The following is a 25,202-nucleotide window of genomic DNA, read 5'->3' as shown; positions in this document are numbered from 1 at the left end:
AAAATTGTTTTAAAACTATTTAGTGTTATTGAATATAGAAATAAATATTTTTTGAAAAAATAGTTTAAAAAATGAGTTTACATTTTAAACAAAAAATTGTTAATAATATTTTTATATTAACTCGATAAAAATTTAAATTTTAAAAAAATATTTTTAATATTTTTTTTATTTTAATGGTTTTATTTTATTAAAAATTTCACAAAGTAAGTTAAATCTTAAGTACATAAGTCTAAATTTAGATTTTCTACATTTATTTACTAAAATTTTGAATCTTTTCAATCAAGCAAAGACATGTTCAACTTTAATTCTAATTTTAGATACAATCTTATTGTATTTTCTTTCTTGTTTAGTTAATTTTTTATTTTTAGTTCTTTTAATTGGTATTATTGTATTTTTATAAATATTTTGTATACCTTGATATCCTAAATCACCAATAATTATTGTTTTTTCTGAAAATTCAAGATTTGAATTTTTTAATATTTGAAAATCATGCACTTTACCATTATCAGCAAAAATATCAACAATTTTTTTATTAAAAAAATCATATACAATTTGAAATTTTATAGAATACATTCAACTTTTACCAGAAAAATATTCTAACTGTAGTTTTTTTTAGTTGGTCTTTCAATTTCAATCTCAGTTGAATCAATTAAATAAAATTGAAATTCATTTGAATTTTCTTGTTTTTTATCAATTTTTAATTTATATCTTTCTTTTAAAAATTGGTAATCTTTGTGGTTACTAAGTTTATTTTCTACTCAAGTAATATTTCGAAAACAACTTGATGGGCTCATTTTAGATTTAATACTCATTTGAAAAAAAGTATAATATTCTTTTCAGTATAATAAAGTCATCATTAATCTTTCTTCTACTGAAAGTTTATTTTTTCGACCTTTATTTTTTTCTAATTTTTCTATTTCAATTAATTTTTCTAACATTTCATTAAAATGAAAACGTTTTATACCAAAATATCTGTAAAATTCTTCATTTTTTAATTTTTTTAAATTTTCAAAAATCATTTTTATCAACACTTTTCTAAATTTATTGTTAATAACAAAATTATAAAATAAATTTTAAAATTATTAATTAATTGACTTTTAAAAAATTTAATTATGGAATATGTCTATTATAAAGAAATAATAGAAGAAGATAAAGAAGAAATAAAATTATTAGGAGATAATCAAAATGATACATCAACAAATTCAATTAATGAAACATCTACATCTTCAATTAAAAAGACAACAATTGCTAATTAAAAGATGTAGTTTTTGAAAAATATTTCCATTTGTTATTAATAATGGAGCAATTCCTTTAACTGAAACTGGTTATAAACCAATTAATAGTAAAATTAGTGATTTTGGTCAATATGAATTAATATTAACTGGTACTACTCCAGTTGTATGTATTTGAAAAAATAGTACAAAAATATATCAAAAAAATAAAGGTAAAATTAATGAAGAAATACATAAAGTTAATGGTCAAGATGAATTTTATACAAAACAATATAAAATTGGTGATTATTGAAATGCTTATTTAATTGATGATACAAGTGGTGTTGATTTTAGTAATTTACCAAATAATCAAATATTTAAAACAGTACAAACAAAAAGACAATATACTTTAGTAATGTTTGAAGAACATATTACAATTGATGATTATTTACAATTTTTTGTTGTATTTAATGATGAAAATGAAAATATTGGTGGTAATAGTGGTAAAAATCAAGATAGACAATTATTATATATTTCAAATGTAACAAATTATTATAGTCCTTATAATGGTGCATTTAGTATGCAAGTATTAACTTTTAGTAGTTTAAATGATAGAGTAATAAGTAGTGGTCAAAATACACTTGATTTTGTACAGTATGCAAGTCCGGGTAGTGGTTATGCTTTCCCTACTATTCAACAAGGAAAAGTAACTTTAAATCGTACTTTAATGCGTGATATAGGAGTAAGATATAGTCATAGACAAAGTTATGGATTAGAATTATTAACAAGTTGTTATTATTATGGAAGACCTATTATTCAAGGTCAAGAACCAATACAACAAAATAATGAAGAAATATTTGAAAGTAAAGTATTTGCTTCAAGAAGATTATTTATTGCTGGTAATAATGAAAAATCTACAACTGAAGTTAAAAATAATGGTGGTTTACTTGCTGGTATAAATGATAAAATAACAACAAGTAGTCATCCAGAAACAACATTTTATAATATAATGGACGCAAAACCAACTGGATTTACTAATTTTAAAAATTTTACAGAATGATTAAAAACTTCATTAAATTTTCAAGATAATTTATTTGTAACAAAAGATTTTAAAGGTATGCTTGCTTTTGATAAAGATAAGGCAAGATTAAGTAATGGTACATCAGTAGGAGAAGCAAAATTCTTTTGAGATAGTGAATGAAATATAAATAATTTAACTGGTAATTATAATGTAGATATGTCAAGTAATTTTAAATATAAAGACCCAGATACTCATTTAATTATTGGTAGTCCAACTGTAGATTATTCAAAAATAAGTCAAAAATATATGTCTGCTATTTTAAATTTTAATAGTGTAGTATTTAGTCCTTTAATACAAATGCCTTATGATAGTCAACAATGATTACCTTTTGCTTTAAGTGATATTCCTTTAATTGGTAAATTATTAAATGCTTTAACATTAGGTATATGAAGTAGTTGAGTTATTACTCAAAATGCTCAACAATATAAAAAAATGTTATATTTTAATGGTTTTATGAGTGCATTTTTTACAAGTAATTTAGAAAGTATTATTGGTAATGGTGGTTTAATTCCATTAAATGCATTTACAAATGATAATGATTTTACTATTGGTAAATTATTAGGTGCAAATGTTTCAACAACTGCTATGACAATGAAATTAAGTGATAGAGTAAGTGTTTATCCATGAGACCCTACTACTGGTCAGAAATTAACTACAAAAGAACAAATAAGTACAGTTGATTTATCACAAAAGAAAAATAATAAAGTTTATATTTTAGCAGAAGATACAGAGTTTTTAGATATTGCTTCACCATTTACAAATGAAGATACTAATTGTCAATGAAATCCAACATCAAATGGAGTTATTGATGGTTCAAATTATGCTTATATTATTGATACAATTGTAACTCAATCATTACATCAAGGTGAAGAAAGACATACATTTTATAGTGATAATCCTTTTACTTATCAAGGTGATTATAATGAAATATCAGTTGCTCAATTTCGTTATAATAATATGGGTTATTTAACTGGTAATGCTTTTAATTGAACTACTTTATATAAATTAAATCATGATGAATATGAAGAAAGTGAAGAAACTACATTTTCATATCCAGCAAAAATATTACCACCAAGTCCACAAAATATAGCAAAATCAATTATTATTATTCCAGATTTAAAAATAGAAATGACAGCAAATGATGTATCATTAATTGATACAAGTTTGGTATCATATAAACCTAATTTTAATGTTTGACTTACTAATAATCCAAATAAATTAGGTAATTATGAAGTTGATTTAAAATCATTATTAGACCCTACATTATTAATTAATACTTTTAATGATTTAAAAAGATATTATAAATCAATAACTATTTATTACGATTATGTTATTGAAACAAAGGAAGAAATAAAAAACTCTCATGATAATAAATTAGTAGTATATTCTACAAACGAAACCTTTAGACCGGCAAAAAGTGAAAATATAAGTAAAACTATTGATTTAAAAGATTTAATATTAAGTAATCATAATCCAACAATTAATGAATATAAACAAGAATTTTTACATCCAAATGATAATAATGATGAAAATGGATTAGCATATATTTATACTTATAGTAATAATAATTCAATGCCATATAATTTAACTGGTTATGAATTTAATCTATCAGTACATTTTGGAAGTTTAGGAAGAACAGTAAATAAAAATTATGAAACAAATTCATGTATTGCGTTGAGTATTGTTGATAATAAACATCTAAAATGAAATTTTTATTTACAAGCAAATTTAGGTAAAATTGAATGTATAAATGATTGAAAAAACAATTTAATATATACACATGGAAAAAGATATATCAGTAATATTAAAACTAATATTTATAAAATAATTTTAAATTCAAGATAAAAATTATTTTATATGTTAAAATACTTATGTTTATGATAAATGTTTTTATGGAGTACTATTATATGAAAAATATTTTAAAAAAAATAAAATTTAAAGAAAAAAAAACATGATTAATAGTTATTAGTTTTATTTATTTAATTATATCAATTTATTATTTAGGAACCTTAATCTATTGAGATAAATTTTATGATAATGTAAGTATTATTACTGATGATATGACTAAATATTTTAGTAGTGGAAGAATGTTTTTAATTAAAATGTTATCTTTATGGTTTGTGGTTTCTGTTGCATTTTTTATAGGTTGAGTAATTTTAAAAGTTACAAAAAATAAGATAAAATCTAACCAAAATAATATTTCACAATCTAATTAAAAAGTTACCAATTAAGGTAACTTTTTTTATATAAAAAGAAAAAGGAATAAAAATTATTCCTTATCTTGTTGGGCAGCTTGCCTGCTCTCTAAGAACACACCAGCAACTTTATTTCCAGTAGTATTTACCTGACTAGACTCTGACCAACAGCATTTTATATCTAATATACTATTATTATATATAATTACCGGAAACTTACAAGCAATTATATTAAATTCAAAATTTTCAAATATATTTAATAATTGTTTTGCGTCTTTATGTTTATTTAAATATTTATTACAAAAATTTGCAATAATATCACATGCCTGTATACAATTATATATTTTAGAATCTAAGTATTTTACTTTATTAATGATTATATTTTTTGTTCTTAAAAATCTAATTATTCCATTTTTTGAATAATTTTTATTTAGATATGATTTTAAATTAATTGCATCTATTTCTTGAATAGGTTGTGTATAAATATCATCAATATATAAATTTATATTTGAATTAGGTAATATAGTTTTATTTTCAATTAATTTTTTTATTAATAAAGCAATTAATTCATTATTTTTTAATTTTGCATGTTCTTCATCTGAAGTTGGTAAAATTAAATCTTTTTTGCATGTTCAAACGCAAAATAAATTATCTATTATTTTGTATTTACTAATTAAATTTTCTATATCTGCTTTTTTATAAGGACTTTTTTTAAATTTAATATATTTTTTAGCAATATCATCTCCTTTTATTTCAGATTTTTTTGTTACTTTCTTTTTTGCTTCAATAAAACTTTTAATAAAATTATTTCTTTTATTTTTATTATTAAAAATAATACCACCATAAATTACATGTTTATCGCTTTTATTAAGAAATTTACCACTATCATCTAAATATAATCAATATTCATTTATATTATTATTACTCATAAATAAAAACTCATTCCCATTTTTTTATTTGTTAATAATATTATAAATCAAAAAAAATAAAAAAGAGAAATTATTTAGGAATGAGTAATTTCTCTTTATTAATTATATCATATTTTCTATATTAAATATAGATTATTTAATTATTTTATTCATCATCATCATTAATTTCTATTTGAGAATTATGATGATGACATTGTTTACATTTTTCTATTTTTTCTCAAATTTTTCTATTAATATTATAATCATTTAATAATTCTTCAAATTCTTCAATATTATTTTTGTCAATATGCAAATCTTTAAAATTTAAAGTAAAATCTCCTTCACCTGAAAAATGACCAACACTTACATCATAATGTTTTTCTTTTTTTCATTTATTTAAAAATTCATCTATTGTACAATTTATCATTATCATTATTTACTCCTTATTATAATTTAATCTTTCTTCTTTTGTTTTTGGAAAATGATTATAATTTTGCATTAATTGATTATCTGGTGCAACAAATACTTCAATTTCTAAACTATCTGGGTCTAACTTATATGATAATACTTTTCAGTCTGCTAATTCATAACCTAATAAAGTACGGTCATCATCTAATTCACTATTTCCACCATTTCATGAAAAATATATTTCTTTATCTTCAGTAAATATTTTAAAAACATTATATTTATCACTATATTTTAAAAAGTCTCATAAATTCATTATTTACTCCTTATTTTTAATTTCTTTTATTTTATTTTTAAATTGTTTTTTATGAAAATAACACATATTAAAAAATTGAACAGCACTATCTTCTATATTTCCAATTTTTAAAGTAACTAATACTTTACTATTACAATCGGGCGTATTTCAAGTCTAGTTATAATTTAATTTTCTTTAAATAAAAGATAAAATAAATTATTAATTGTTATAAATATTATAACCCTAAATAGGGTAAATGTCAAGTCTTATTATAGATTTTATTAACTTTTATAAAATAAAAATTCCTAACTATTTAGGTTTAGATTTATTAAATTTTATAAATTTAAACAAATACTTTTAATTTATTAATTCTTGCTTGTTTTAATTTTAATAAATTAAAAAATGCTTCTTTTGAATAAATTTTTGCATTATTATTAGATATAGATTTTATTAAATGATAAACATCACTTTCAGCACTACAACCAATATTTCAAATAGCATTTTGATTTTCAATACCTTTTTTATTATTTTTAAAATATTCATATATTTTTTCATCAGCATTATTTTCTTTTAAATAATCTAATAATTTATAATAACAACCATTTAAAAATAATTTATAATATGCATAATTTAATTTTTTATTATTTTCTTTTGTTCTTTTACCTTTTCCTACAATAAATACTTGTTTTAATTTTTGTAATGGATGTCATTTATCTACAGCATAATCAATTTTTAAATAATTAGCAGTAGATTTAAGATAAGTTGCACCATCACCAGTTAATTTTAAATTTTCATTAGTATAACCAATAAAAATATTATCTAAATTAGTTATTATAGATTTACCAAATTCTTTTTTAGTAATTCTTTGACCTTTTCTAGTTGATAAAACAAAAATATATTTATTTTCTAAAACATGTCTATTATCAGTAGATTTATTTAAATCAAAACCTGTACTTATACTTACTGTTCTATGTCTAAATTTTCTTTTCTTTTTATTATCAATTAAATTATTATATGATTCATCTGATTGAATATAAATATAATCAGTTGGTAATATTTTTATTTTTTCTTGTGGTAATTCTTGAACAAATATATTAGTTTTTTTTACTCTTCTACAAATAGTTGATAATGATATACTTATTTTTAAATTATGTTTAATTATAGGATATGTAATATTATTTAAATCTGCTTCATAAATTATTGATTTTGTTACTTGATTAGTAAATTTTTTATTTTTATCAATATTAATATATGTATCTAATGGATATAAATATTCACCAGTAATTTTATGTTGATATACTTTTCTATAAAAATCTTTTACTATTCCATACATTGATGTAAAAGTTCTTTTAGCAGTTTTAACATATTTATATTTATTTTTATCATATTCATTTTTATGTCAATATTTATCATAATTAATTAAATTATTTTTATAATCTAATAACATTTGTTTTTCATGACTAATTTTAAACTGATTATGAGGAAATTGTTCAGGAAGTAAAATCATAATATTATTCCTTTCTAAATACATAATTTTTAGTATAACAATTATTAATTGTTCAGTGTTGTAATATACTTTGCTTAAAATGTTATAATTAGTATATAAATATTGAATATAGGTGATATAATATGCCAGAAAAAGAAAAAAAATATGGTGAAAAATTAAGTGTTAATTATAAAACTCAAATTGATAATTATTTAAGAACTAAAAAGGTTATATTAACTCCACAAGGATTAAATAATGCACTTGGAATTGATAGAAAATTTGTTTATGATTGCCGACGTAGAAGCAATCCATGACGTAAAAAATTTATTAAAGATTATGATAATGCAAGAGCGATAATTTCAACTCATATGTTAGAAAAATCATTAGTAAAACCAGAAATAATTTATAAACATTGACAAGTTAGTTATCCGAATGAATATGATATTAATGAAGAAGATAATAACTCAAAAAGTAATATAATTATTAATATTTGTGAACCTAGAAAAATAGAAAATAATGATTAAAAACCTATAATAAATATAGGTTTTTTTCTTTATTTTAAAGGATAAAAATGATATAATTTAATAAAGTGAATATGTTAAATTAACATATATAAAAGTGACCTATTAACCAAGTGAATTATTAAAAATTAATAAAGGGAGATTAAAAGTATGAGTGATTTTACTTTTGATGAAAAAGAGAATTATAGTTTAGATGATGTTAAAAATTTACTAAAACAACATAGAAATGTAGTATATGCTGAAAGTAAAAAAGATATTGAACCTAAATTAAGTGAATATGAAACTAAAATAAAAGAATATGAAAATAAAATTAATAGTTTTGAAGAGCAACAATTATTTTCAAATATTAAAGATACTAAAAAAGTAAATTTAATTAAAAATTTAATGAATACTGATAATTATAAATCTTTATCTAAACAAGAAGCATTTAATAAAATAAATGAAGATTATAAAGATTTTTTAATTGATAAATCAGAACCTATTAAACAAGAAAATAAACAACAAGATAATTCAATTAATCCTACTGATTTAATTTTAAAATTACATAATAATTCATTAGACCATTTTAAAATTGCTCAAGATTTAAAAAATAAAGCAACAACACAAGGAATGACTAATCAAAAAGAATTAGAAGATTTAGTTGAAATTACTAGAAATGAAGTTTTTCAATCTATTAGTAAATAGAAAGAAGTTTTATTATGGGAGCTATAAAAATACCTGAAGCATTTTTTATTAAAGGTAATAATCCTACTGAAAATGCTATTTTAAGTGTACTTGAAGCACAAGTACGTGGTGAATTAACAAGTGAAAAATCAACAATGTTTATGCGTGGAACTTGTAGTGCTACTCAAATTGGTGAAATGGCTGGAGTTGCTATAGCAATTTATAGAGCTACAGTTCGTGTATTATGAGGATCAACATGAGATTGAAAAAATGGTACTAAAAGACAAAAAGGTGATGTTTATACAACTAAATTAGAAATTAATAAATATTTAACAATTGATTTTGAAATTCCAGAATTTGATATTGAAAGATTTATGAAATCACCAAAAGATATTGCAGTACAAATTGTTTCAAATTGAACAGCTTCATTTATGAGAAATTTAGGTGAAAATTTAGAATTAATATTTTTAAATGGTATTCAAGATTATGCTATTGCTAAATCATTAGTCTTACCTTTAGATTTAATTAATATGAATGCAGAACAAGCAAAAGAAGCTTATTATAAAATTTGAGCAAGAAATAATAAATTAATTAAATTAGTTAATTATATTACTGTAGGAACTAATAGAGAAGATTTAATGGGAGCAACTGGAATTGATAGTAATTTAGGTTTATCAAAAGCATTTACTGTTTTAAATTATAGTCAAATTTCAGCAGATACATTAGCATATGGTAGAAGATATACAAGTTTAATTGCTGGTATGGAATTTTGAGAAAGTTTTTATTTAGAACAAGAATTTATTCATGATACTGAAAAAGCAATGCATTTAGAAAAAGATTATAGTTTAAAAAATACACATGGTTTTGTAGTTAATAGATATATGTGAGGTATGCCAATTTCATTTACTAAAATAAGACAAAAATTAGATAATGATACAGATAATATTAAAATTATTGGTAAATGTTTATTTGCATTACCTAGTGCTATTAGACCAAATTTAATGTATTTAATTAGACCAACTATGCCTACAATTGAAGAAATAAAAGAAGCAAGAGCAAAAGATTTTTTAACTAATCCTAAAAATGAAAATGCAACTTATCAATCAACTTTATATGATGATATTAATAAATTAAATTTAGAAGATGTTATTTATTATAGAAATTTAGGAAAAATTACTATGGCTGGTGATAAACCTACTAATGATGAATTAGAAAATGCAATAATAAATGCTGGTAATAATGGTTATGAAAAAGGTAAAGCAAAATTTGATATTAAATCAACAAGTGCAACTATGACTGGTAATAATAGTGATTATTATGGAGTAGTAAATTTAGAATTTACTAAAAAATAATTATGGAATATATTTATAAATATTTTAATGAAAAAGCACATATTATTATTTATTCACCAAAACCAGAAGATTTAACTACTAGTAATGATATTAGAGCAATTTTATTAGATGAATATCCTAAATTAAGAAATGATTATTTTATAGTAAGTGATGTACATGATAATTTTGCAATATGTGTTGGTAATAATATAAATTGTCAAGGAACAGTTAGAATTCAAATTAAAAAAACTAATCAATTATCAAAAGGAGAAAATAAATATGCCACAACAACATTCTGAGACTACACAATTGAGTAACTATACTTTAACTAAATTAATTAGAACTGGTATAAGTCCTATTTGTGCAATGATTGGTACAAGTGCTTATTATGGTCAAGTAATTGCAAATCCATTATTAGGTTCAATTAATAGTTTATTATTTGGTAAAAAATTAGGTTTAGATATTTGAAATTTAAATCAAAGACCAAATACTAAAACTAAATTAATTAATAGTTCTAAAAAAATCTTATTAGGTTTAGGAACAATTGGATTAGCAAATTATAGTAAGTTTACTAATTCTTCCATTAATCCTAATCCAACTGAAAGTCCAATAACAACTACTACTATTGACCCATTTCCACCAGATTTATTATTTAGTAATCCAAATACTACTGATAATCATTTAATGGATTGAGATACATATATTAGTTTAAATGCTTATGGTATATCAAATCTTATTAATGGAATTCTAGAATTAATACCTAATAAATTTGAAGCAATAAGAAAGATTTGTAATATGGCTACTGGTGGATGTTTAATTTCAAGTGGTGTTGCAATGGGTATTAATAATGATTTTAATAATGCTTATGCAGTACCTACTATTATTGCTGGTGCAAGTGAAATAATCCATAATTTACTACCTATGGAAACTACAAATCATATTCAAGAAATGCAAGAAACATCATTTAATGATGAAACTGCAAGATTAATAAATGATAATAGATTTACTATTAATAGTGAAACAACTAGTCAATATGGTAGTGATAATATGAGTGAAGTACCATTAAATCATGATAATGTTTCATTAAATTGAGATTATAATCACATGAGTTTATAATGTTACCTTTAATTATTGAATGAATATATTATGCATTAGCAAGTAATGATATTAAATTAGCATTAATAAATGCTTTAAAAACTTATTATAAAAATCAATCATTAAAAGCAGTATTTGATAGTGAAAATATTAGTGAAAAAGAAATACATCAACCATATAGTGTTTTTAATCCAAATATACTTAAAAAATTAACAAGTATATTAAAACCAAGTGAATTATCTATATTACAAAATGAAATTAATAAATTTAAAAATCCAATAAATAGTTTTAAAAATTATATTATGCCAACAGAAATTAGAACAGTTAAAAATTATGTTAATAAATTTAATAATTTATTTAAAGAAAATGAAGAAGAAATACCAAATAATGCATGAGAAGTATTATCAAGTTCATGATTTAAAAAAGGAAGATTTATTGTTGATAATAAAAATTTAAAAATTGGAACTTTAACAACATTATTTCAAAGTGATAATGATAAAAGACAAATATGATATGGTCCATATACTTATCCAACATTTCCACAAGAAATATGAATATTAATGACACAAGCAAAAGGTAAAAATGGTTCTGGTGCTGGAACAATATTTTGAAAATTTTGAAATAGAAAATGATTACCAAGTCAATTAAGAAAATATGTTAAAAGTGAATTATCAAAAAAAGGTAAATATTATGGTTCACAAGATACTAGTGTAATTTATCCAAATAATATTAATGTTCAAAAAACTATGCATTTTATTAATAGATTAGAAAAAGGTTTTTTTAAATTAAAAGAATATAAAAATTTATCTAAAAATGAAATTGGAAGTACACAATGAAGATATGAAAGAAAACAATTATTAAAAAATTCTTTACATACAAGAAAATATATAAAAATTAAAAGAAATTCTAATTTTTATAAAACATGAAAGTAGGTGGTTAAATGGAAATTCAAAAACCAGAGTGAAAAACAAGTTATTTAATTCCTTTTACTCGTGGTAGAAGAGATTATATTAAAGATAGAAAAATATATGATTTTAGTTTATTAAATGATATTCAAAAATTAAGAAAAAAACAATTAGATTCAATTAATTTATTATCATTTATATTAATATCTTTAATTATTACTTTATGAAGTACATTACCACAAATAATAATATTACCTAAATGATTATCATTTACAAAATTAGGTATGGAACATGTAGATTGAAAACATAATTGAGGTAATGCAATATGATTAACAATTGTACCTAGTATTGGTGGATTTGGTTTACATCATTTACCAAATAAAGCACCATCAAGAATTAAATTTATATTAAATTTAATAATTAAAATAATACCAATTTTAATATTAATTATTATTTGATATTTACCAAAAATAGAAAAAGAAATAAGAAAAATAAAAAAAGAAAAGGTGGAATAAAAAATGAATTTATCTACAACAGTAATATCAGCAGTATTAAGTGGAGCAGTTGCTAGTGGAGTAATTGTAACTATTGTTTTATTATTTTTATCAAAATTTATTAAAAAATCAAAACAATCAAATTTAGCAAAAGAATTAAAAAATAATAAAGAATTAGAATTTATTAAAGCAAATATTAAACAAATAAATTCTCAATTACAATTAGAAACTACATCAATTGCTAAATCTTTAGATAGTTTTAATAATGATGAAGAAAAGCAAGAAGTATTTAAAAATACTATTATTAGTCAAAGAGCTTCTAAAAAAGAATTATCAGAAAAAGATAAGAAAAAAGTAACTAAATTTAAAATTTAAAGGGTTTAAATACCCTTTATTTTACATTAAGGAGTAAATTATTATGGCTATTAAAGAACCATTAATGTTTATAACAATTGAAGAATTTAAAAATTGAAAAGGTTTTAATAAATTAGAATTTGATGATACTACAACACCAGATAATGAAATTTGATTTGCTATTTCAGTTGCAAGTAATAATATTGATTATTTAAGTGGACATTCTATTTCAAAAAAATGACCAGAAACTACATTAACAGAATTTACTGATGAAATACAAACTGCAACTGCATATTATGTTAGATTTTTATTAACAAAAGATAGTAATTATATTCGTGGTCAATCAAGTATTAGTCAAGGTGGTATGACTTATAGTGAAACTAATCCTACTGACCCTTATTTTATTGTTCCAGAAGTATTTAATTGTTTAAGAAAAATTAAAGAATATCCAAATATTACTGGTTTTAATTTAGATGTTTTACCTAAAAGAAATGATTTTTTTAGTAATTTTTATAGTAATTATGGTGAAGATAGTCCTTTTACAAGATATTTAGAATTAATAAATTTAAAAACAAATGATACAAGAGTAAAAATATATCCTAAAAATCCTAAATATTTAATTGGAACTCAATTATGAATTGATACTACTGGTATTAAATCATTTGATAATTTAACAACAATTGAATTATTTACTAAATATTTTAGTAATGATACTATGAAATTAGTTGATGGTAAAGAAGGTCAAGAAAAGAAAGTTATTAGTGCTACTGGTGGTAAAATAGATTTATCTGATTATTATAAAAAATCTGTTTTTATGAAAGGATATTTTACATATAAAGATGATAGAGACCAATTATGAATAAATGATGTTTCAAATAGTTCTCTTGCTATTTCATTATTACTTAATAATAGATATGATAGATTAGAAACTACTAATAAAACTATTGTTGGTGCTATTAATGAAATAAATAAAAAACAAGTTAAAGAAAATTGAAAAGTAATAGGTAAAAGTATAAATAATCGTAAATATGGTGATTTTAATCTTGCTTTTAATACTCTTTATAGAGTAATTATTACATGGGAATCTCCACCATTTCATCAAGTAAATACAAGAATAACAGTAGAATTTAAAACAGGTAATTATTTAGGTGGAAATCATGGAATTAAAATATTTCTTACAAAAGGTTTAATTAATAATGAAGAAGGTATTTTATATTTACAATTATTAGATATTAATAAATGACAATTAATTTTAGAAGGTGGAAATGAAAAATATGCAAATATTTTTTCATTAGAAGAATTACAAAATACAGTTAAAGTAGATATTATTCAACCTATAAAAATTACAAGTCATACTTTAAAAATAAATGAATTAAAAAATAATGAGATTAATATTGAATTACCAAATACTCCAACACCAAGTCCAAATATTCCACAATGAAAAGAAGTAGGAACAAAAGTTAATATAAATCATATTAAATATACTTTTAAATCAAATACTAAATATAAAATTTATTATAATTTTGAAAGTCAATCAAGTAATAAGAAATTTGCTTTTATGTCTAAAGAATTTTTATACGGTGAATTGAATACTGATGTTCAAACATTATATTGAGATAAAGTTAATGATAGAATAATAATTTCTTTACAAATGCAAAATGATACCATTGCTATTGTTAGTGACCCTACAAGATATGGTCAACTTTTAAAATTAGAAGAATTACAGGAATAATATTATGAATAAAGAATTTACTTATTTACATGAAATTAGTTATTGATTATTAAATAAAAGTGATTTTACTCATAGTGAATATAATTTAAGTGGAAGTCGTTATTCAAGTAAAACATATAGTATTGCAGAAGAATTAGCAATATTAATTGCTATTTCAATTAAAGTTAATAAATCAATTGCTATATATTGTTTTAGAAAATTAAATAAAGATATTAATGAATTAACAAAAGAAATTGATGAAGCATTAATTAATATTGGTTTTGATTATAAAGATTTTACTTTAAAATATCCAAATAAACAAGCAGATTTTCGTTTTAAAGGTAGTAAATCATTTATTAGAGTTATGGGTGTATATAGTAATAGTAATGATAGAATACCACTTAAAGGGCTTTCTAGAAGTGAAATAAAAGGTTTTGATTTAGCAATTGAATGATGTGAAGAAGCAAATGAATTTAGTCAAGCAGAATTTCAAGCAATTACTTTTGCATTAGGTAATGCTAAAAAAACTATTAAAATAAGAAGTTGTAATCCAGATAATATTTATCAATATTTTATTGAATATATGAATAAACGTGTACCTTTTAATTTAGATTTAATGAAAGAAAATAATGAACAAATTAAATCAATAGAAGAAAATCAAATGTTTAAATTATTTCATTATTCAAATTGAAAATTAAATGAACATAATTTAAAACAAGATAAAATTAATGATTTAGAAGAATTAAAAGAATTAGACCCTATTAAAGCACAAAGTTGATATTATGGTGTACCTAGTGTTTTAACTGGTTCTATATTTGCAAGATATTTAGATAAACTTAAAACTGAATTAGATTTTAATGTTAATGAAATAGTTGGTGGTTTAGATTTAGGTTTTGCTACAAGTTCACAAGCACATCCTACTGTTGCTGTTTTATGTTTTATTGGTGAAAATGAAAAAACTAGAAGAATACATCAAGAAAGTGAATTTTATCATAGTAATGCAATAATGCAATTTAAAAATACATATGAATTAGCAAATAATATTATTGATTATTATTTAGATGAAAGTATTAAATTTCAAGCAATGAAATTTGGTTTTACTTGTTATGTTGATTATGGTAGTGGTGGATTAGCAGTTATTGATATTTTAAAAAAAGAAGTAGAAAAAAGACGAATTAATTGATTACATTTTACTCCAGTAGATAAAACTACAATGTATTTAAGAGATAGAATTGATTGAGATACTATTTGTATGATTAAAGGTATATTAAGTATTAATTGAAAAAGATGTCCTAATACACATGAAGAATTATCAAAAATGCAATGATTAGCAAAATCTAAATTAGAAAATTCAAATAATGAACCACAAATGCTTGATTTATATGATAATTGTTGAGACGCAAGAATGTATGCTTCAATGCATAAAATGAAATGATTAATTAATAATATTAATAATGAATTATTAATTAATAAAAATAAATTTTAGGAGTGATAAAAATGAATAATCCATTAGAATATCTTTCTTGTAATAGAAGAGAATGATATAGTGATATTCCTATGAGAATTGCTCAAAAATCAACTAAATTATGATTAGGTAAAGGTTTATTATTTGATAGTGAAAAAGATGAAATTTTAAAATATTTTACTAATAAAATTATTAGTGATAAATGATTTGAAAAATTATATAAATTTGGAATTCAAGAAAGTTTACTTGGAAAAGTATATATAATGCCTATTATTTATAAAGATAATAGTACAAGTTTAAAAGTATTACCTAATTCATTTGCTGGTAGAGTTGCTAAATATAATGAAGAAGAACAATGTGCAGAATTCTTTTTTATAAATGAACAAGCAGATAGTGCAACATTAACTTGAGTAATTGCTGAAAATGGAAAAATAAGATTTGAAACTTATAAAAATGATAATAAAAATGAAAAAGAAATTATTTTAGGAACAGCACATACAAAATTAAAACCAGAATTAACACCAAAATATAGTTATGAAATTAAAAATCCTTGAAATTATTTACCAATATTAGAAATAACAAATTTACCAATGGTTAATTTTTATGGTAATTCAACAACTTTAAATGCATATCCAGATACTTATCCAGTTTGAAATTTAATTGAATATTATCATAAATCTTATACTCAAAGAAATGTTGATAGAGATTTAAATGTTACAACTTTATTTGGTGCATTTGATAATGAAACTGTTAAAAATATGATTGAACATGGAAAAATTATTGATAATCCTAAAAAAAATATTGTAGTTAATGTTGGTACTGCTGGCTATAATAAATCTGGTGCTGGTGGTATGGAAGTTATACAAGGTAATTTTAAAGCAAGTAATTATATTTTAGATAAAGATGATTTAGGTAAAGATATATGAAATGGTGCAGGTTATGATTATAATGAATTTTCTGGTGTAAATTATGAAAATAAAACTAAATCATTATTTAATAATAAAAATGATATGGAAACTACAGAAACTAAAATAAGTCATTATTCATATTATTTTTATAGATTTTTTGATATGTTATTAATTCATGAAAAATTATGAGATGGTATTGGAGATAGACCTTATTCATTTAAATTTTTACCTATTGCTATGACTGACCAATTATTAAAACAAGAAATGATTAGTCAAAGATTAGCAGATAGAACAATGTCATATACACAAGCTATTGCTGAATTAGATGAAGTAACAAAACAACAAGCAAAAAAACATTATAAAGAAATAATAGAAGAAGATAAAGAAGAAATAAAATTATTAGGAGATAATCAAAATGATACATCAACAAATTCAATTAATGAAACATCTACATCTTCAATTAAAAAGACAACAATTGCTAATTAAAAGATGTAGTTTTTGAAAAATATTTCCATTTGTTATTAATAATGGAGCAATTCCTTTAACTGAAACTGGTTATAAACCAATTAATAGTAAAATTAGTGATTTTGGTCAATATGAATTAATATTAACTGGTACTACTCCAGTTGTATGTATTTGAAAAAATAGTACAAAAATATATCAAAAAAATAAAGGTAAAATTAATGAAGAAATACATAAAGTTAATGGTCAAGATGAATTTTATACAAAACAATATAAAATTGGAGATTATTGAAATGCTTATTTAATTGATGATACAAGTGGTGTTGATTTTAGTAATTTACCAAATAATCAAATATTTAAAACAGTACAAACAAAAAGACAATATACTTTAGTAATGTTTGAAGAACATATTACAATTGATGATTATTTACAATTTTTTGTTGTATTTAATGATGAAAATGAAAATATTGGTGGTAATAGTGGTAAAAATCAAGATAGACAATTATTATATATTTCAAATGTAACAAATTATTATAGTCCTTATAATGGTGCATTTAGTATGCAAGTATTAACTTTTAGTAGTTTAAATGATAGAGTAATAAGTAGTGGTCAAAATACACTTGATTTTGTACAATATGCAAGTCCGGGTAGTGGTTATGCTTTCCCTACTATTCAACAAGGAAAAGTAACTTTAAATCGTACTTTAATGAAAGATATTGGTGTACGTTATAGTCATAGACAAAGTTATGGATTAGAATTATTAACAAGTTGTTATTATTATGGAAGACCAATAATTCAAGGTCAAGAACCTATTCAACAAAATAATGAAGAAATATTTGAAAGTAAAGTATTTGCTTCTAGAAGATTATTTATTGCTGGTAATAATGAAAAATCTACAACTGATATTAAAAATAATGGTGGTTTACTTGCTGGTATAAATGATAAAATAACAACAAGTAGTCATCCAGAAACTACATTTTATAATATTATGGACGCAAAACCAACTGGATTTACTAATTTTAAAAATTTTACAGAATGATTAAAAACTTCATTAAATTTTCAAGATAATTTATTTGTAACAAAAGATTTTAAAGGTATGTTATCATTTGATAAAGATAAAGCAAGATTAAGTAATGGTACATCAGTAGGAGAAGCAAAATTCTTTTGAGATAGTGAATGAAATATAAATAATTTAACTGGTAATTATAATGTAGATATGTCAAGTAATTTTAAATATAAAGACCCAGATACTCATTTAATTATTGGTAGTCCAACTGTAGATTATTCAAAAATAAGTCAAAAATATATGTCTGCTATTTTAAATTTTAATAGTGTAGTATTTAGTCCTTTAATACAAATGCCTTATGATAGTCAACAATGATTACCTTTTGCTTTAAGTGATATTCCTTTAATTGGTAAATTATTAAATGCTTTAACATTAGGTATATGAAGTAGTTGAGTTATTACTCAAAATGCTCAACAATATAAAAAAATGTTATATTTTAATGGTTTTATGAGTGCATTTTTTACAAGTAATTTAGAAAGTATTATTGGTAATGGTGGTTTAATTCCATTAAATGCATTTACAAATGATAATGATTTTACTATTGGTAAATTATTAGGTGCAAATGTTTCAACAACTGCTATGACAATGAAATTAAGTGATAGAGTAAGTGTTTATCCATGAGACCCTACTACTGGTCAGAAATTAACTACAAAAGAACAAATAAGTACAGTTGATTTATCACAAAAGAAAAATAATAAAGTTTATATTTTAGCAGAAGATACAGAGTTTTTAGATATTGCTTCACCATTTACAAATGAAGATACTAATTGTCAATGAAATCCAACATCAAATGGAGTTATTGATGGTTCAAATTATGCTTATATTATTGATACAATTGTAACTCAATCATTACATCAAGGTGAAGAAAGACATACATTTTATAGTGATAATCCTTTTACTTATCAAGGTGATTATAATGAAATATCAGTTGCTCAATTTCGTTATAATAATATGGGTTATTTAACTGGTAATGCTTTTAATTGAACAACTTTATATAAATTAAATCATGATGAATATTCAGAAAGTGAAGAAACTACATTTAGTTATCCAGCAAAAATATTACCACCAAGTCCACAAAATATAGCAAAACAAATTGTAATCATTCCAGAAAATCCTACTTATAGTACTAATTTACAATTAGAAAAAGTATTTAATGTGGATAATAATTATAACATGTCTTATAATCCCAATAATTGAATAAATAATATAGCACCTAAAATTCAACCATTAGAAATTAATTTAGATATTAAATCTAAACTAGACCCTACATTGTTAATTAATAGTTTTGAAGATTTGCAAAGATATTATAAAAGTATAGATGTTTATATTTCTTGAAATTACAAAACAAGTAAACATTCAAATACTAGTGCTACTTATATAGATTTTTACACATCTCAAACTTTTTCTGAAAAAGAATATACTAGAATGTTTAGTTATAATTTAAAAGAATTAAATTATTATAGTGATAATAAATTATTAATAATTAATAATGAAAATTATAATATAAATAAATATAAATTTGATTTAAGGTTTAGTTATTATGGTATTGCTACAATGGGAAAAACAGTAAATAATAAAAACAAATTATATAAATTAAATGAAAAAACAATTAATGTTACAGCCAATGAAAATAATGGTACTACTGTATATACCAAAGAATATGATAGTGAAATATTGCTTGGATTTAAAAATTTAGATAATAGTAGATTAAATTTTAACTTACAATTATTTCCTACTTATATTTATTCACTAGCAAATAGAAGTAATGGTCCAAATGGCGAAAATTTATTTTATGCTGAAAATGTTGATAGTTATTCAATATCTATTACCAAAATAGTTGTAAATTCAAGATAATTATTATATTATTTACATGTAAAATTATTAATTAAGGAGAATAAAATGCCGACTTGAGCAATTTGATTAACAGTATTAGGTTCAATATTTACTTTAATATTTATTACTTGATTAACCGCATATGGACTTGTATTATTAATGGGTGGTGTAAGAGAAGATAGAACTGCTTGGGGAATATTGATTCTTTTTATTGCACTTAATGTAATAGGATTAATAATCGGAATTATCATAATGCAAAAAAAATATAATGAATTATTAACAGATTTGGGAATTAAAAAAGGAAGAAAAATATTATACGATTATGAACAAAGAAAAAAAGTAAAAGATAAATTAGAATTAGAAAATAAACCAAAATAATATTTCACAATCTAATTAAAAAGTTACCAATTAAGGTAACTTTTTTTATATAAAAAGAAAAAGGAATAAAAATTATTCCTTATCTTGTTGGGCAGCTTGCCTGCTCTCTAAGAACACACCAGCAACTTTATTTCCAGTAGTATTTACCTGACTAGACTCTGACCAACAGCATTTTATATCTAATATACTATTATTATATATAATTACCGGAAACTTACAAGCAATTATATTAAATTCAAAATTTTCAAATATATTTAATAATTGTTTTGCGTCTTTATGTTTATTTAAATATTTATTACAAAAATTTGCAATAATATCACATGCCTGTATACAATTATATATTTTAGAATCTAAGTATTTTACTTTATTAATGATTATATTTTTTGTTCTTAAAAATCTAATTATTCCATTTTTTGAATAATTTTTATTTAGATATGATTTTAAATTAATTGCATCTATTTCTTGAATAGGTTGTGTATAAATATCATCAATATATAAATTTATATTTGAATTAGGTAATATAGTTTTATTTTCAATTAATTTTTTTATTAATAAAGCAATTAATTCATTATTTTTTAATTTTGCATGTTCTTCATCTGAAGTTGGTAAAATTAAATCTTTTTTGCATGTTCAAACGCAAAATAAATTATCTATTATTTTGTATTTACTAATTAAATTTTCTATATCTGCTTTTTTATAAGGACTTTTTTTAAATTTAATATATTTTTTAGCAATATCATCTCCTTTTATTTCAGATTTTTTTGTTACTTTCTTTTTTGCTTCAATAAAACTTTTAATAAAATTATTTCTTTTATTTTTATTATTAAAAATAATACCACCATAAATTACATGTTTATCGCTTTTATTAAGAAATTTACCACTATCATCTAAATATAATCAATATTCATTTATATTATTATTACTCATAAATAAAAACTCATTCCCATTTTTTTATTTGTTAATAATATTATAAATCAAAAAAAATAAAAAAGAGAAATTATTTAGGAATGAGTAATTTCTCTTTATTAATTATATCATATTTTCTATATTAAATATAGATTATTTAATTATTTTATTCATCATCATCATTAATTTCTATTTGAGAATTATGATGATGACATTGTTTACATTTTTCTATTTTTTCTCAAATTTTTCTATTAATATTATAATCATTTAATAATTCTTCAAATTCTTCAATATTATTTTTGTCAATATGCAAATCTTTAAAATTTAAAGTAAAATCTCCTTCACCTGAAAAATGACCAACACTTACATCATAATGTTTTTCTTTTTTTCATTTATTTAAAAATTCATCTATTGTACAATTTATCATTATCATTATTTACTCCTTATTATAATTTAATCTTTCTTCTTTTGTTTTTGGAAAATGATTATAATTTTGCATTAATTGATTATCTGGTGCAACAAATACTTCAATTTCTAAACTATCTGGGTCTAACTTATATGATAATACTTTTCAGTCTGCTAATTCATAACCTAATAAAGTACGGTCATCATCTAATTCACTATTTCCACCATTTCATGAAAAATATATTTCTTTATCTTCAGTAAATATTTTAAAAACATTATATTTATCACTATATTTTAAAAAGTCTCATAAATTCATAATTACTCCTTATTTTTTATTTCTTTGACTTTATTTTTAAATTGTTTTTTATGAAAATAACACATATTAAAAAATTGAACAGCACTATCTTCTATATTTCCAATTTTTAAAGTAACTAATACTTTACTATTACAATCTTTAACAATACATTTAAGTAATACTTTTTCTTGTTTTTGTTTTTGCATTATTTTACTTCCTTATTTAATTTATTTAAATAATTATTTAAATAAATAATAGTTACATCTTTTTTTATTTGTTCATTACTATAAAGTAAATACATATGTAAAAAAGAAGCTCTTTCATCTAATAATTTATTAATTTTTGTTATTTTTTTTAATTTAAAATTCATAAACATTATTTATTCTCCTTATTTAAATAATATCAACCAATTAATAAACTATCTGCTTCATCATGATTTGATATTGTTATATTTCAATTATTAAAAGTAATTAAATCTTTAACTAATATTAAAGAATATTCTTTTTTTCAATTATTATAATTTATTTCTATATTTTTATAATTTTCTTTATATCATTTCTTTCATTCACTTGGACTTATTAACATATCTTTTGTTATTAATTTATTAAATTGACCAGCAATAAAACCTCTTAAATGTTCTTGTGTTTCATAACCAATACCATTTTTACTATGAAAAGTACCACGTTCAATGATTAAATCAAATTTTTCTAATCATGGATAAGTATTATTAGGTTTTGTATCAATATTAGGAATAATATAATCTCTAATTTTTCATTTTAATTCTAATGATGTTTTTATTTCATATTTATTAAAATTATAACTGCTTATTCATATCGGTTTTCATTCATCGATATATTCAATTTCATTATAATTAACTTCACATTCACTAATTCTTTTTGTTTTTTTTCATAAAGTAAATCCAGTATTTTTAATACTTGGGTCAATTGAAAGTAAATAATTATTCATTATTATTGTCCCTCTCTACAAACAAAATAAGATTTTGCTTTTTCTAATCCTAAATAATAACCTTTTAACATTTTTTTATTTTTATATTTTTTTAATAAATTTTCAACTTTTGCCATTTCTTCATTAATTCAATCTAATACATCATTATCAGTAATACTTTTACACTCATCACATTCACTTCTTAATTTATTACCAACATAATAAGGAAAATCTAATTTATATTTCTCTTCTAATAATTGACATTCTTTATATGTAAATATATAGTAATTTTCTTTATTCATTATCAAACTCTCCACATTTTATTTTATTAATTAAAATTTTAATAAAATCAATTGAACCTCTTAATTTATTTAAATAATATATGTCTTTTTCTTTATTATATTGTTCTATATCACTATCTAAAATTATATTTAGTCAACTAATTAATTTTTCTTTATTCATATTATTTTTTCTCCTTTTTTTTATTTAAATTTATAACTAATATTTTTAAACAATTCATACATCAATAATTAGTTAATCAAATTCTTTTATTACAATATTTACATTTATTCATAATTTCTATATTCACTTTTATTATTATTTTTTAAATTTTTAAATCTTTCACGAATTTCTTTAAATTTATCAAATAAAGTTTTTAAATAATTTTCACCCATTAATATTAAAAAATCTTTATTATTATTTGGATTTAATCTTTCCATATCTTCTCTTATACATTCATCAAATAAAACTGTATTTGTAATCATATATTTTTCAAAATAATCTAATTGTTTTTCACTTGGTTCTCATTTTTCATTTTGTATTTTTACATTATTATTAATATAATTATTTTGTTGTTTATTATTTTGAATTAAATTAACATTATCATTATCTGGGTCAAGTTCATCTTCACTTAATAAAAGTAAATTCATTAAAAAATATCTATAAGCATAAGTTTCTGCACTACCTTTTGCTTTTGCTATATCTGTATTTTTAGCACAAGCAAAAATATTAAAATCTTCTCTAAATTCTATATTATCTAAATCAATAATTGAATATTTTTTTTGATATGAAACTTCTATTTCTTTTGTTACATTTTGTATTTTATTATTATTTTTATCCATAAATTCTTTAATATTTTCTATTTTATTTATATTCATATTTTCTGAATTATCTGAATGTAAAATAAGTATATTTAGTTCTCTACATAGTCCTTTTAATTTATTAAAAATATCACTTAATAATCAATATTTATAATTACCATGAGTATTAAAACCATTTTTAGGTGTACTACCAATTTCTAATTGTAATTTAAGTATTTTTTTATATAAATTATTCATTAGACATATTCCGTAATTAAATTTTTTAAAAGTCAATTGATAATTTTAAAATTTATTTTATAATTTTGTTATTAACAATAAATTTAGAAAAGTGTTGATAAAAATGATTTTTGAAAATTTAAAAAAATTAAAAAATGAAGAATTTTACAGATATTTTGGTATAAAACGTTTTCATTTTAATGAAATGTTAGAAAAATTAATTGAAATAGAAAAATTAGAAAAAAATAAAGGTCGAAAAAATAAACTTTCAGTAGAAGAAAGATTAATGATGACTTTATTATACTGAAAAGAATATTATACTTTTTTTCAAATGAGTATTAAATCTAAAATGAGCCCATCAAGTTGTTTTCGAAATATTACTTGAGTAGAAAATAAACTTAGTAACCACAAAGATTACCAATTTTTAAAAGAAAGATATAAATTAAAAATTGATAAAAAACAAGAAAATTCAAATGAATTTCAATTTTATTTAATTGATTCAACTGAGATTGAAATTGAAAGACCAACTAAAAAAAACTACAGTTAGAATATTTTTCTGGTAAAAGTT

The 25,202-nt window shown here is 20.9% G+C and carries 32 protein-coding genes; 17 read left to right on the top strand and 15 right to left on the bottom strand.

The features are described from left to right. Positions 1-165 precede the first annotated feature (165 nt). Together AAHM89_RS03240 and AAHM89_RS03235 are read right to left on the bottom strand one after the other, a co-directional pair. Positions 166-573, bottom strand: coding sequence for a transposase family protein (locus AAHM89_RS03240; protein WP_339045908.1), 408 nt, complete (start codon positions 571-573; stop codon positions 166-168). Positions 574-596: 23 nt separating this feature from the next. Further along, complete coding sequence (locus tag AAHM89_RS03235) at positions 597-1,019, bottom strand: transposase family protein (RefSeq protein WP_339045912.1); 423 nt, start codon at positions 1,017-1,019, stop codon at positions 597-599. A 93-nt stretch (positions 1,020-1,112) separates the two neighbouring features. Here AAHM89_RS03235 and AAHM89_RS03230 point away from each other — a divergent pair, with 93 nt between their 5' ends. The 3 genes from AAHM89_RS03230 to AAHM89_RS03220 all read left to right on the top strand — a co-directional run bounded on the left by AAHM89_RS03230 (position 1,113) and on the right by AAHM89_RS03220 (position 4,508). Beyond that, positions 1,113-1,256: a hypothetical protein gene (locus AAHM89_RS03230; RefSeq protein WP_342266927.1), complete on the top strand. Its 144-nt coding sequence runs from the start codon at positions 1,113-1,115 to the stop codon at positions 1,254-1,256. Next, positions 1,186-4,137, top strand: a complete 2,952-nt coding sequence (locus tag AAHM89_RS03225; protein ID WP_342266926.1) for a hypothetical protein — start codon at positions 1,186-1,188, stop codon at positions 4,135-4,137. The genes AAHM89_RS03230 and AAHM89_RS03225 overlap by 71 nt, the downstream gene beginning before the upstream one ends. 62 nt (positions 4,138-4,199) lie before the next feature. Further along, entirely contained in the window at positions 4,200-4,508 is a 309-nt protein-coding gene (locus AAHM89_RS03220; RefSeq protein WP_342266925.1) for a hypothetical protein, read from the top strand. Between the two features lie 53 nt (positions 4,509-4,561). Here AAHM89_RS03220 and AAHM89_RS03215 read toward each other — a convergent pair whose 3' ends face one another. The 4 genes from AAHM89_RS03215 to AAHM89_RS03200 form a co-directional block, all read right to left on the bottom strand. Beyond that, complete coding sequence (locus AAHM89_RS03215) at positions 4,562-5,416, bottom strand: DUF3800 domain-containing protein (RefSeq protein WP_342265964.1); 855 nt, start codon at positions 5,414-5,416, stop codon at positions 4,562-4,564. 145 nt (positions 5,417-5,561) lie between these two features. After that, complete coding sequence (locus AAHM89_RS03210; protein ID WP_342265963.1) at positions 5,562-5,828, bottom strand: hypothetical protein; 267 nt, start codon at positions 5,826-5,828, stop codon at positions 5,562-5,564. A 3-nt stretch (positions 5,829-5,831) separates the two neighbouring features. Further along, a complete protein-coding gene (locus AAHM89_RS03205) occupies positions 5,832-6,116 on the bottom strand; it encodes a hypothetical protein (protein ID WP_342265962.1) in 285 nt (94 codons plus the stop codon). Positions 6,117-6,438: 322 nt separating this feature from the next. Beyond that, positions 6,439-7,602 (bottom strand): Mbov_0401 family ICE element transposase-like protein, encoded by a 1,164-nt coding sequence (locus AAHM89_RS03200; RefSeq protein WP_342266924.1) that lies wholly within the window; start codon positions 7,600-7,602, stop codon positions 6,439-6,441. Positions 7,603-7,724: 122 nt separating this feature from the next. Here AAHM89_RS03200 and AAHM89_RS03195 point away from each other — a divergent pair, with 122 nt between their 5' ends. The 13 genes from AAHM89_RS03195 (at position 7,725) to AAHM89_RS03135 (ending at position 20,767) form a co-directional block, all read left to right on the top strand. After that, positions 7,725-8,105, top strand: a complete 381-nt coding sequence (locus AAHM89_RS03195; RefSeq protein ID WP_342266046.1) for a hypothetical protein — start codon at positions 7,725-7,727, stop codon at positions 8,103-8,105. Between the two features lie 147 nt (positions 8,106-8,252). Then, a complete protein-coding gene (locus AAHM89_RS03190) occupies positions 8,253-8,786 on the top strand; it encodes a hypothetical protein (protein WP_342265976.1) in 534 nt (177 codons plus the stop codon). A gap of 14 nt (positions 8,787-8,800) precedes the next feature. Next, positions 8,801-10,117 (top strand): hypothetical protein, encoded by a 1,317-nt coding sequence (locus AAHM89_RS03185; RefSeq protein ID WP_342266045.1) that lies wholly within the window; start codon positions 8,801-8,803, stop codon positions 10,115-10,117. Between the two features lie 2 nt (positions 10,118-10,119). Then, entirely contained in the window at positions 10,120-10,413 is a 294-nt protein-coding gene (locus AAHM89_RS03180; RefSeq protein ID WP_342265973.1) for a hypothetical protein, read from the top strand. Continuing rightward, a complete protein-coding gene (locus AAHM89_RS03175) occupies positions 10,376-11,212 on the top strand; it encodes a hypothetical protein (protein WP_342266923.1) in 837 nt (278 codons plus the stop codon). The genes AAHM89_RS03180 and AAHM89_RS03175 overlap by 38 nt, the downstream gene beginning before the upstream one ends. Then, the gene (locus tag AAHM89_RS03170; RefSeq protein ID WP_342265971.1) at positions 11,212-12,123 is read left to right on the top strand and encodes a hypothetical protein; all 912 of its coding nucleotides are present in this window, start codon (positions 11,212-11,214) and stop codon (positions 12,121-12,123) included. The genes AAHM89_RS03175 and AAHM89_RS03170 overlap by 1 nt, the downstream gene beginning before the upstream one ends. An 8-nt stretch (positions 12,124-12,131) precedes the next feature. Further along, positions 12,132-12,611: a hypothetical protein gene (locus tag AAHM89_RS03165; protein WP_342265970.1), complete on the top strand. Its 480-nt coding sequence runs from the start codon at positions 12,132-12,134 to the stop codon at positions 12,609-12,611. A gap of 3 nt (positions 12,612-12,614) precedes the next feature. Then, a complete protein-coding gene (locus AAHM89_RS03160; protein ID WP_342265969.1) occupies positions 12,615-12,965 on the top strand; it encodes a hypothetical protein in 351 nt (116 codons plus the stop codon). 43 nt (positions 12,966-13,008) lie between these two features. Continuing rightward, positions 13,009-14,676, top strand: coding sequence for a hypothetical protein (locus tag AAHM89_RS03155; protein ID WP_342266922.1), 1,668 nt, complete (start codon positions 13,009-13,011; stop codon positions 14,674-14,676). A 4-nt stretch (positions 14,677-14,680) separates the two neighbouring features. Then, entirely contained in the window at positions 14,681-16,141 is a 1,461-nt protein-coding gene (locus AAHM89_RS03150) for a phage terminase large subunit (protein ID WP_342265967.1), read from the top strand. An 11-nt stretch (positions 16,142-16,152) separates the two neighbouring features. After that, a complete protein-coding gene (locus tag AAHM89_RS03145) occupies positions 16,153-17,514 on the top strand; it encodes a hypothetical protein (RefSeq protein WP_342265966.1) in 1,362 nt (453 codons plus the stop codon). After that, on the top strand, positions 17,444-20,410 hold the full coding sequence (locus AAHM89_RS03140) for a hypothetical protein (RefSeq protein ID WP_342266921.1): 2,967 nt from the start codon (positions 17,444-17,446) through the stop codon (positions 20,408-20,410). Before AAHM89_RS03145 ends, AAHM89_RS03140 begins: the two co-directional genes overlap by 71 nt. 45 nt (positions 20,411-20,455) lie before the next feature. Next, the gene (locus AAHM89_RS03135) at positions 20,456-20,767 is read left to right on the top strand and encodes a hypothetical protein (RefSeq protein ID WP_342266920.1); all 312 of its coding nucleotides are present in this window, start codon (positions 20,456-20,458) and stop codon (positions 20,765-20,767) included. Positions 20,768-20,839: 72 nt separating this feature from the next. Here AAHM89_RS03135 and AAHM89_RS03130 read toward each other — a convergent pair whose 3' ends face one another. The 9 genes from AAHM89_RS03130 to AAHM89_RS03090 all read right to left on the bottom strand — a co-directional run bounded on the left by AAHM89_RS03130 (position 20,840) and on the right by AAHM89_RS03090 (position 24,655). Beyond that, on the bottom strand, positions 20,840-21,694 hold the full coding sequence (locus AAHM89_RS03130; protein WP_342265964.1) for a DUF3800 domain-containing protein: 855 nt from the start codon (positions 21,692-21,694) through the stop codon (positions 20,840-20,842). A gap of 145 nt (positions 21,695-21,839) precedes the next feature. Then, positions 21,840-22,106 carry a hypothetical protein gene (locus AAHM89_RS03125; RefSeq protein WP_342265963.1) on the bottom strand — a complete coding sequence of 89 codons (267 nt, stop codon included), beginning with the start codon at positions 22,104-22,106 and terminating at the stop codon, positions 21,840-21,842. 3 nt (positions 22,107-22,109) lie between these two features. Then, on the bottom strand, positions 22,110-22,394 hold the full coding sequence (locus AAHM89_RS03120) for a hypothetical protein (protein WP_342265962.1): 285 nt from the start codon (positions 22,392-22,394) through the stop codon (positions 22,110-22,112). A gap of 2 nt (positions 22,395-22,396) precedes the next feature. After that, complete coding sequence (locus tag AAHM89_RS03115; RefSeq protein WP_338978655.1) at positions 22,397-22,579, bottom strand: hypothetical protein; 183 nt, start codon at positions 22,577-22,579, stop codon at positions 22,397-22,399. Continuing rightward, entirely contained in the window at positions 22,579-22,749 is a 171-nt protein-coding gene (locus AAHM89_RS03110) for a hypothetical protein (RefSeq protein WP_342265961.1), read from the bottom strand. The genes AAHM89_RS03115 and AAHM89_RS03110 overlap by 1 nt, the downstream gene beginning before the upstream one ends. Continuing rightward, a complete protein-coding gene (locus tag AAHM89_RS03105) occupies positions 22,749-23,339 on the bottom strand; it encodes a hypothetical protein (RefSeq protein WP_342266506.1) in 591 nt (196 codons plus the stop codon). Before AAHM89_RS03105 ends, AAHM89_RS03110 begins: the two co-directional genes overlap by 1 nt. Before the next feature lie 2 nt (positions 23,340-23,341). Then, positions 23,342-23,620, bottom strand: coding sequence for a hypothetical protein (locus AAHM89_RS03100; RefSeq protein ID WP_342265959.1), 279 nt, complete (start codon positions 23,618-23,620; stop codon positions 23,342-23,344). Next, entirely contained in the window at positions 23,613-23,780 is a 168-nt protein-coding gene (locus tag AAHM89_RS03095; protein ID WP_342265958.1) for a hypothetical protein, read from the bottom strand. The genes AAHM89_RS03100 and AAHM89_RS03095 overlap by 8 nt, the downstream gene beginning before the upstream one ends. A 104-nt stretch (positions 23,781-23,884) precedes the next feature. Further along, positions 23,885-24,655, bottom strand: a complete 771-nt coding sequence (locus AAHM89_RS03090) for an ERF family protein (protein ID WP_342265957.1) — start codon at positions 24,653-24,655, stop codon at positions 23,885-23,887. A 103-nt stretch (positions 24,656-24,758) separates the two neighbouring features. Here AAHM89_RS03090 and AAHM89_RS03085 point away from each other — a divergent pair, with 103 nt between their 5' ends. Further along, the gene (locus AAHM89_RS03085) at positions 24,759-25,181 is read left to right on the top strand and encodes a transposase family protein (protein WP_339045912.1); all 423 of its coding nucleotides are present in this window, start codon (positions 24,759-24,761) and stop codon (positions 25,179-25,181) included. Positions 25,182-25,202: the final 21 nt, after the last annotated feature.

The sequence above is a fragment of the Spiroplasma endosymbiont of Villa modesta genome, assembly GCF_964030925.1.
Taxonomy (GTDB): domain Bacteria; phylum Bacillota_I; class Bacilli_A; order Mycoplasmatales; family VBWQ01; genus Spiroplasma_E.
Note: the sequence above shows the minus strand (reverse complement) of the source record. Positions and strands in the feature narration are given on the sequence as shown.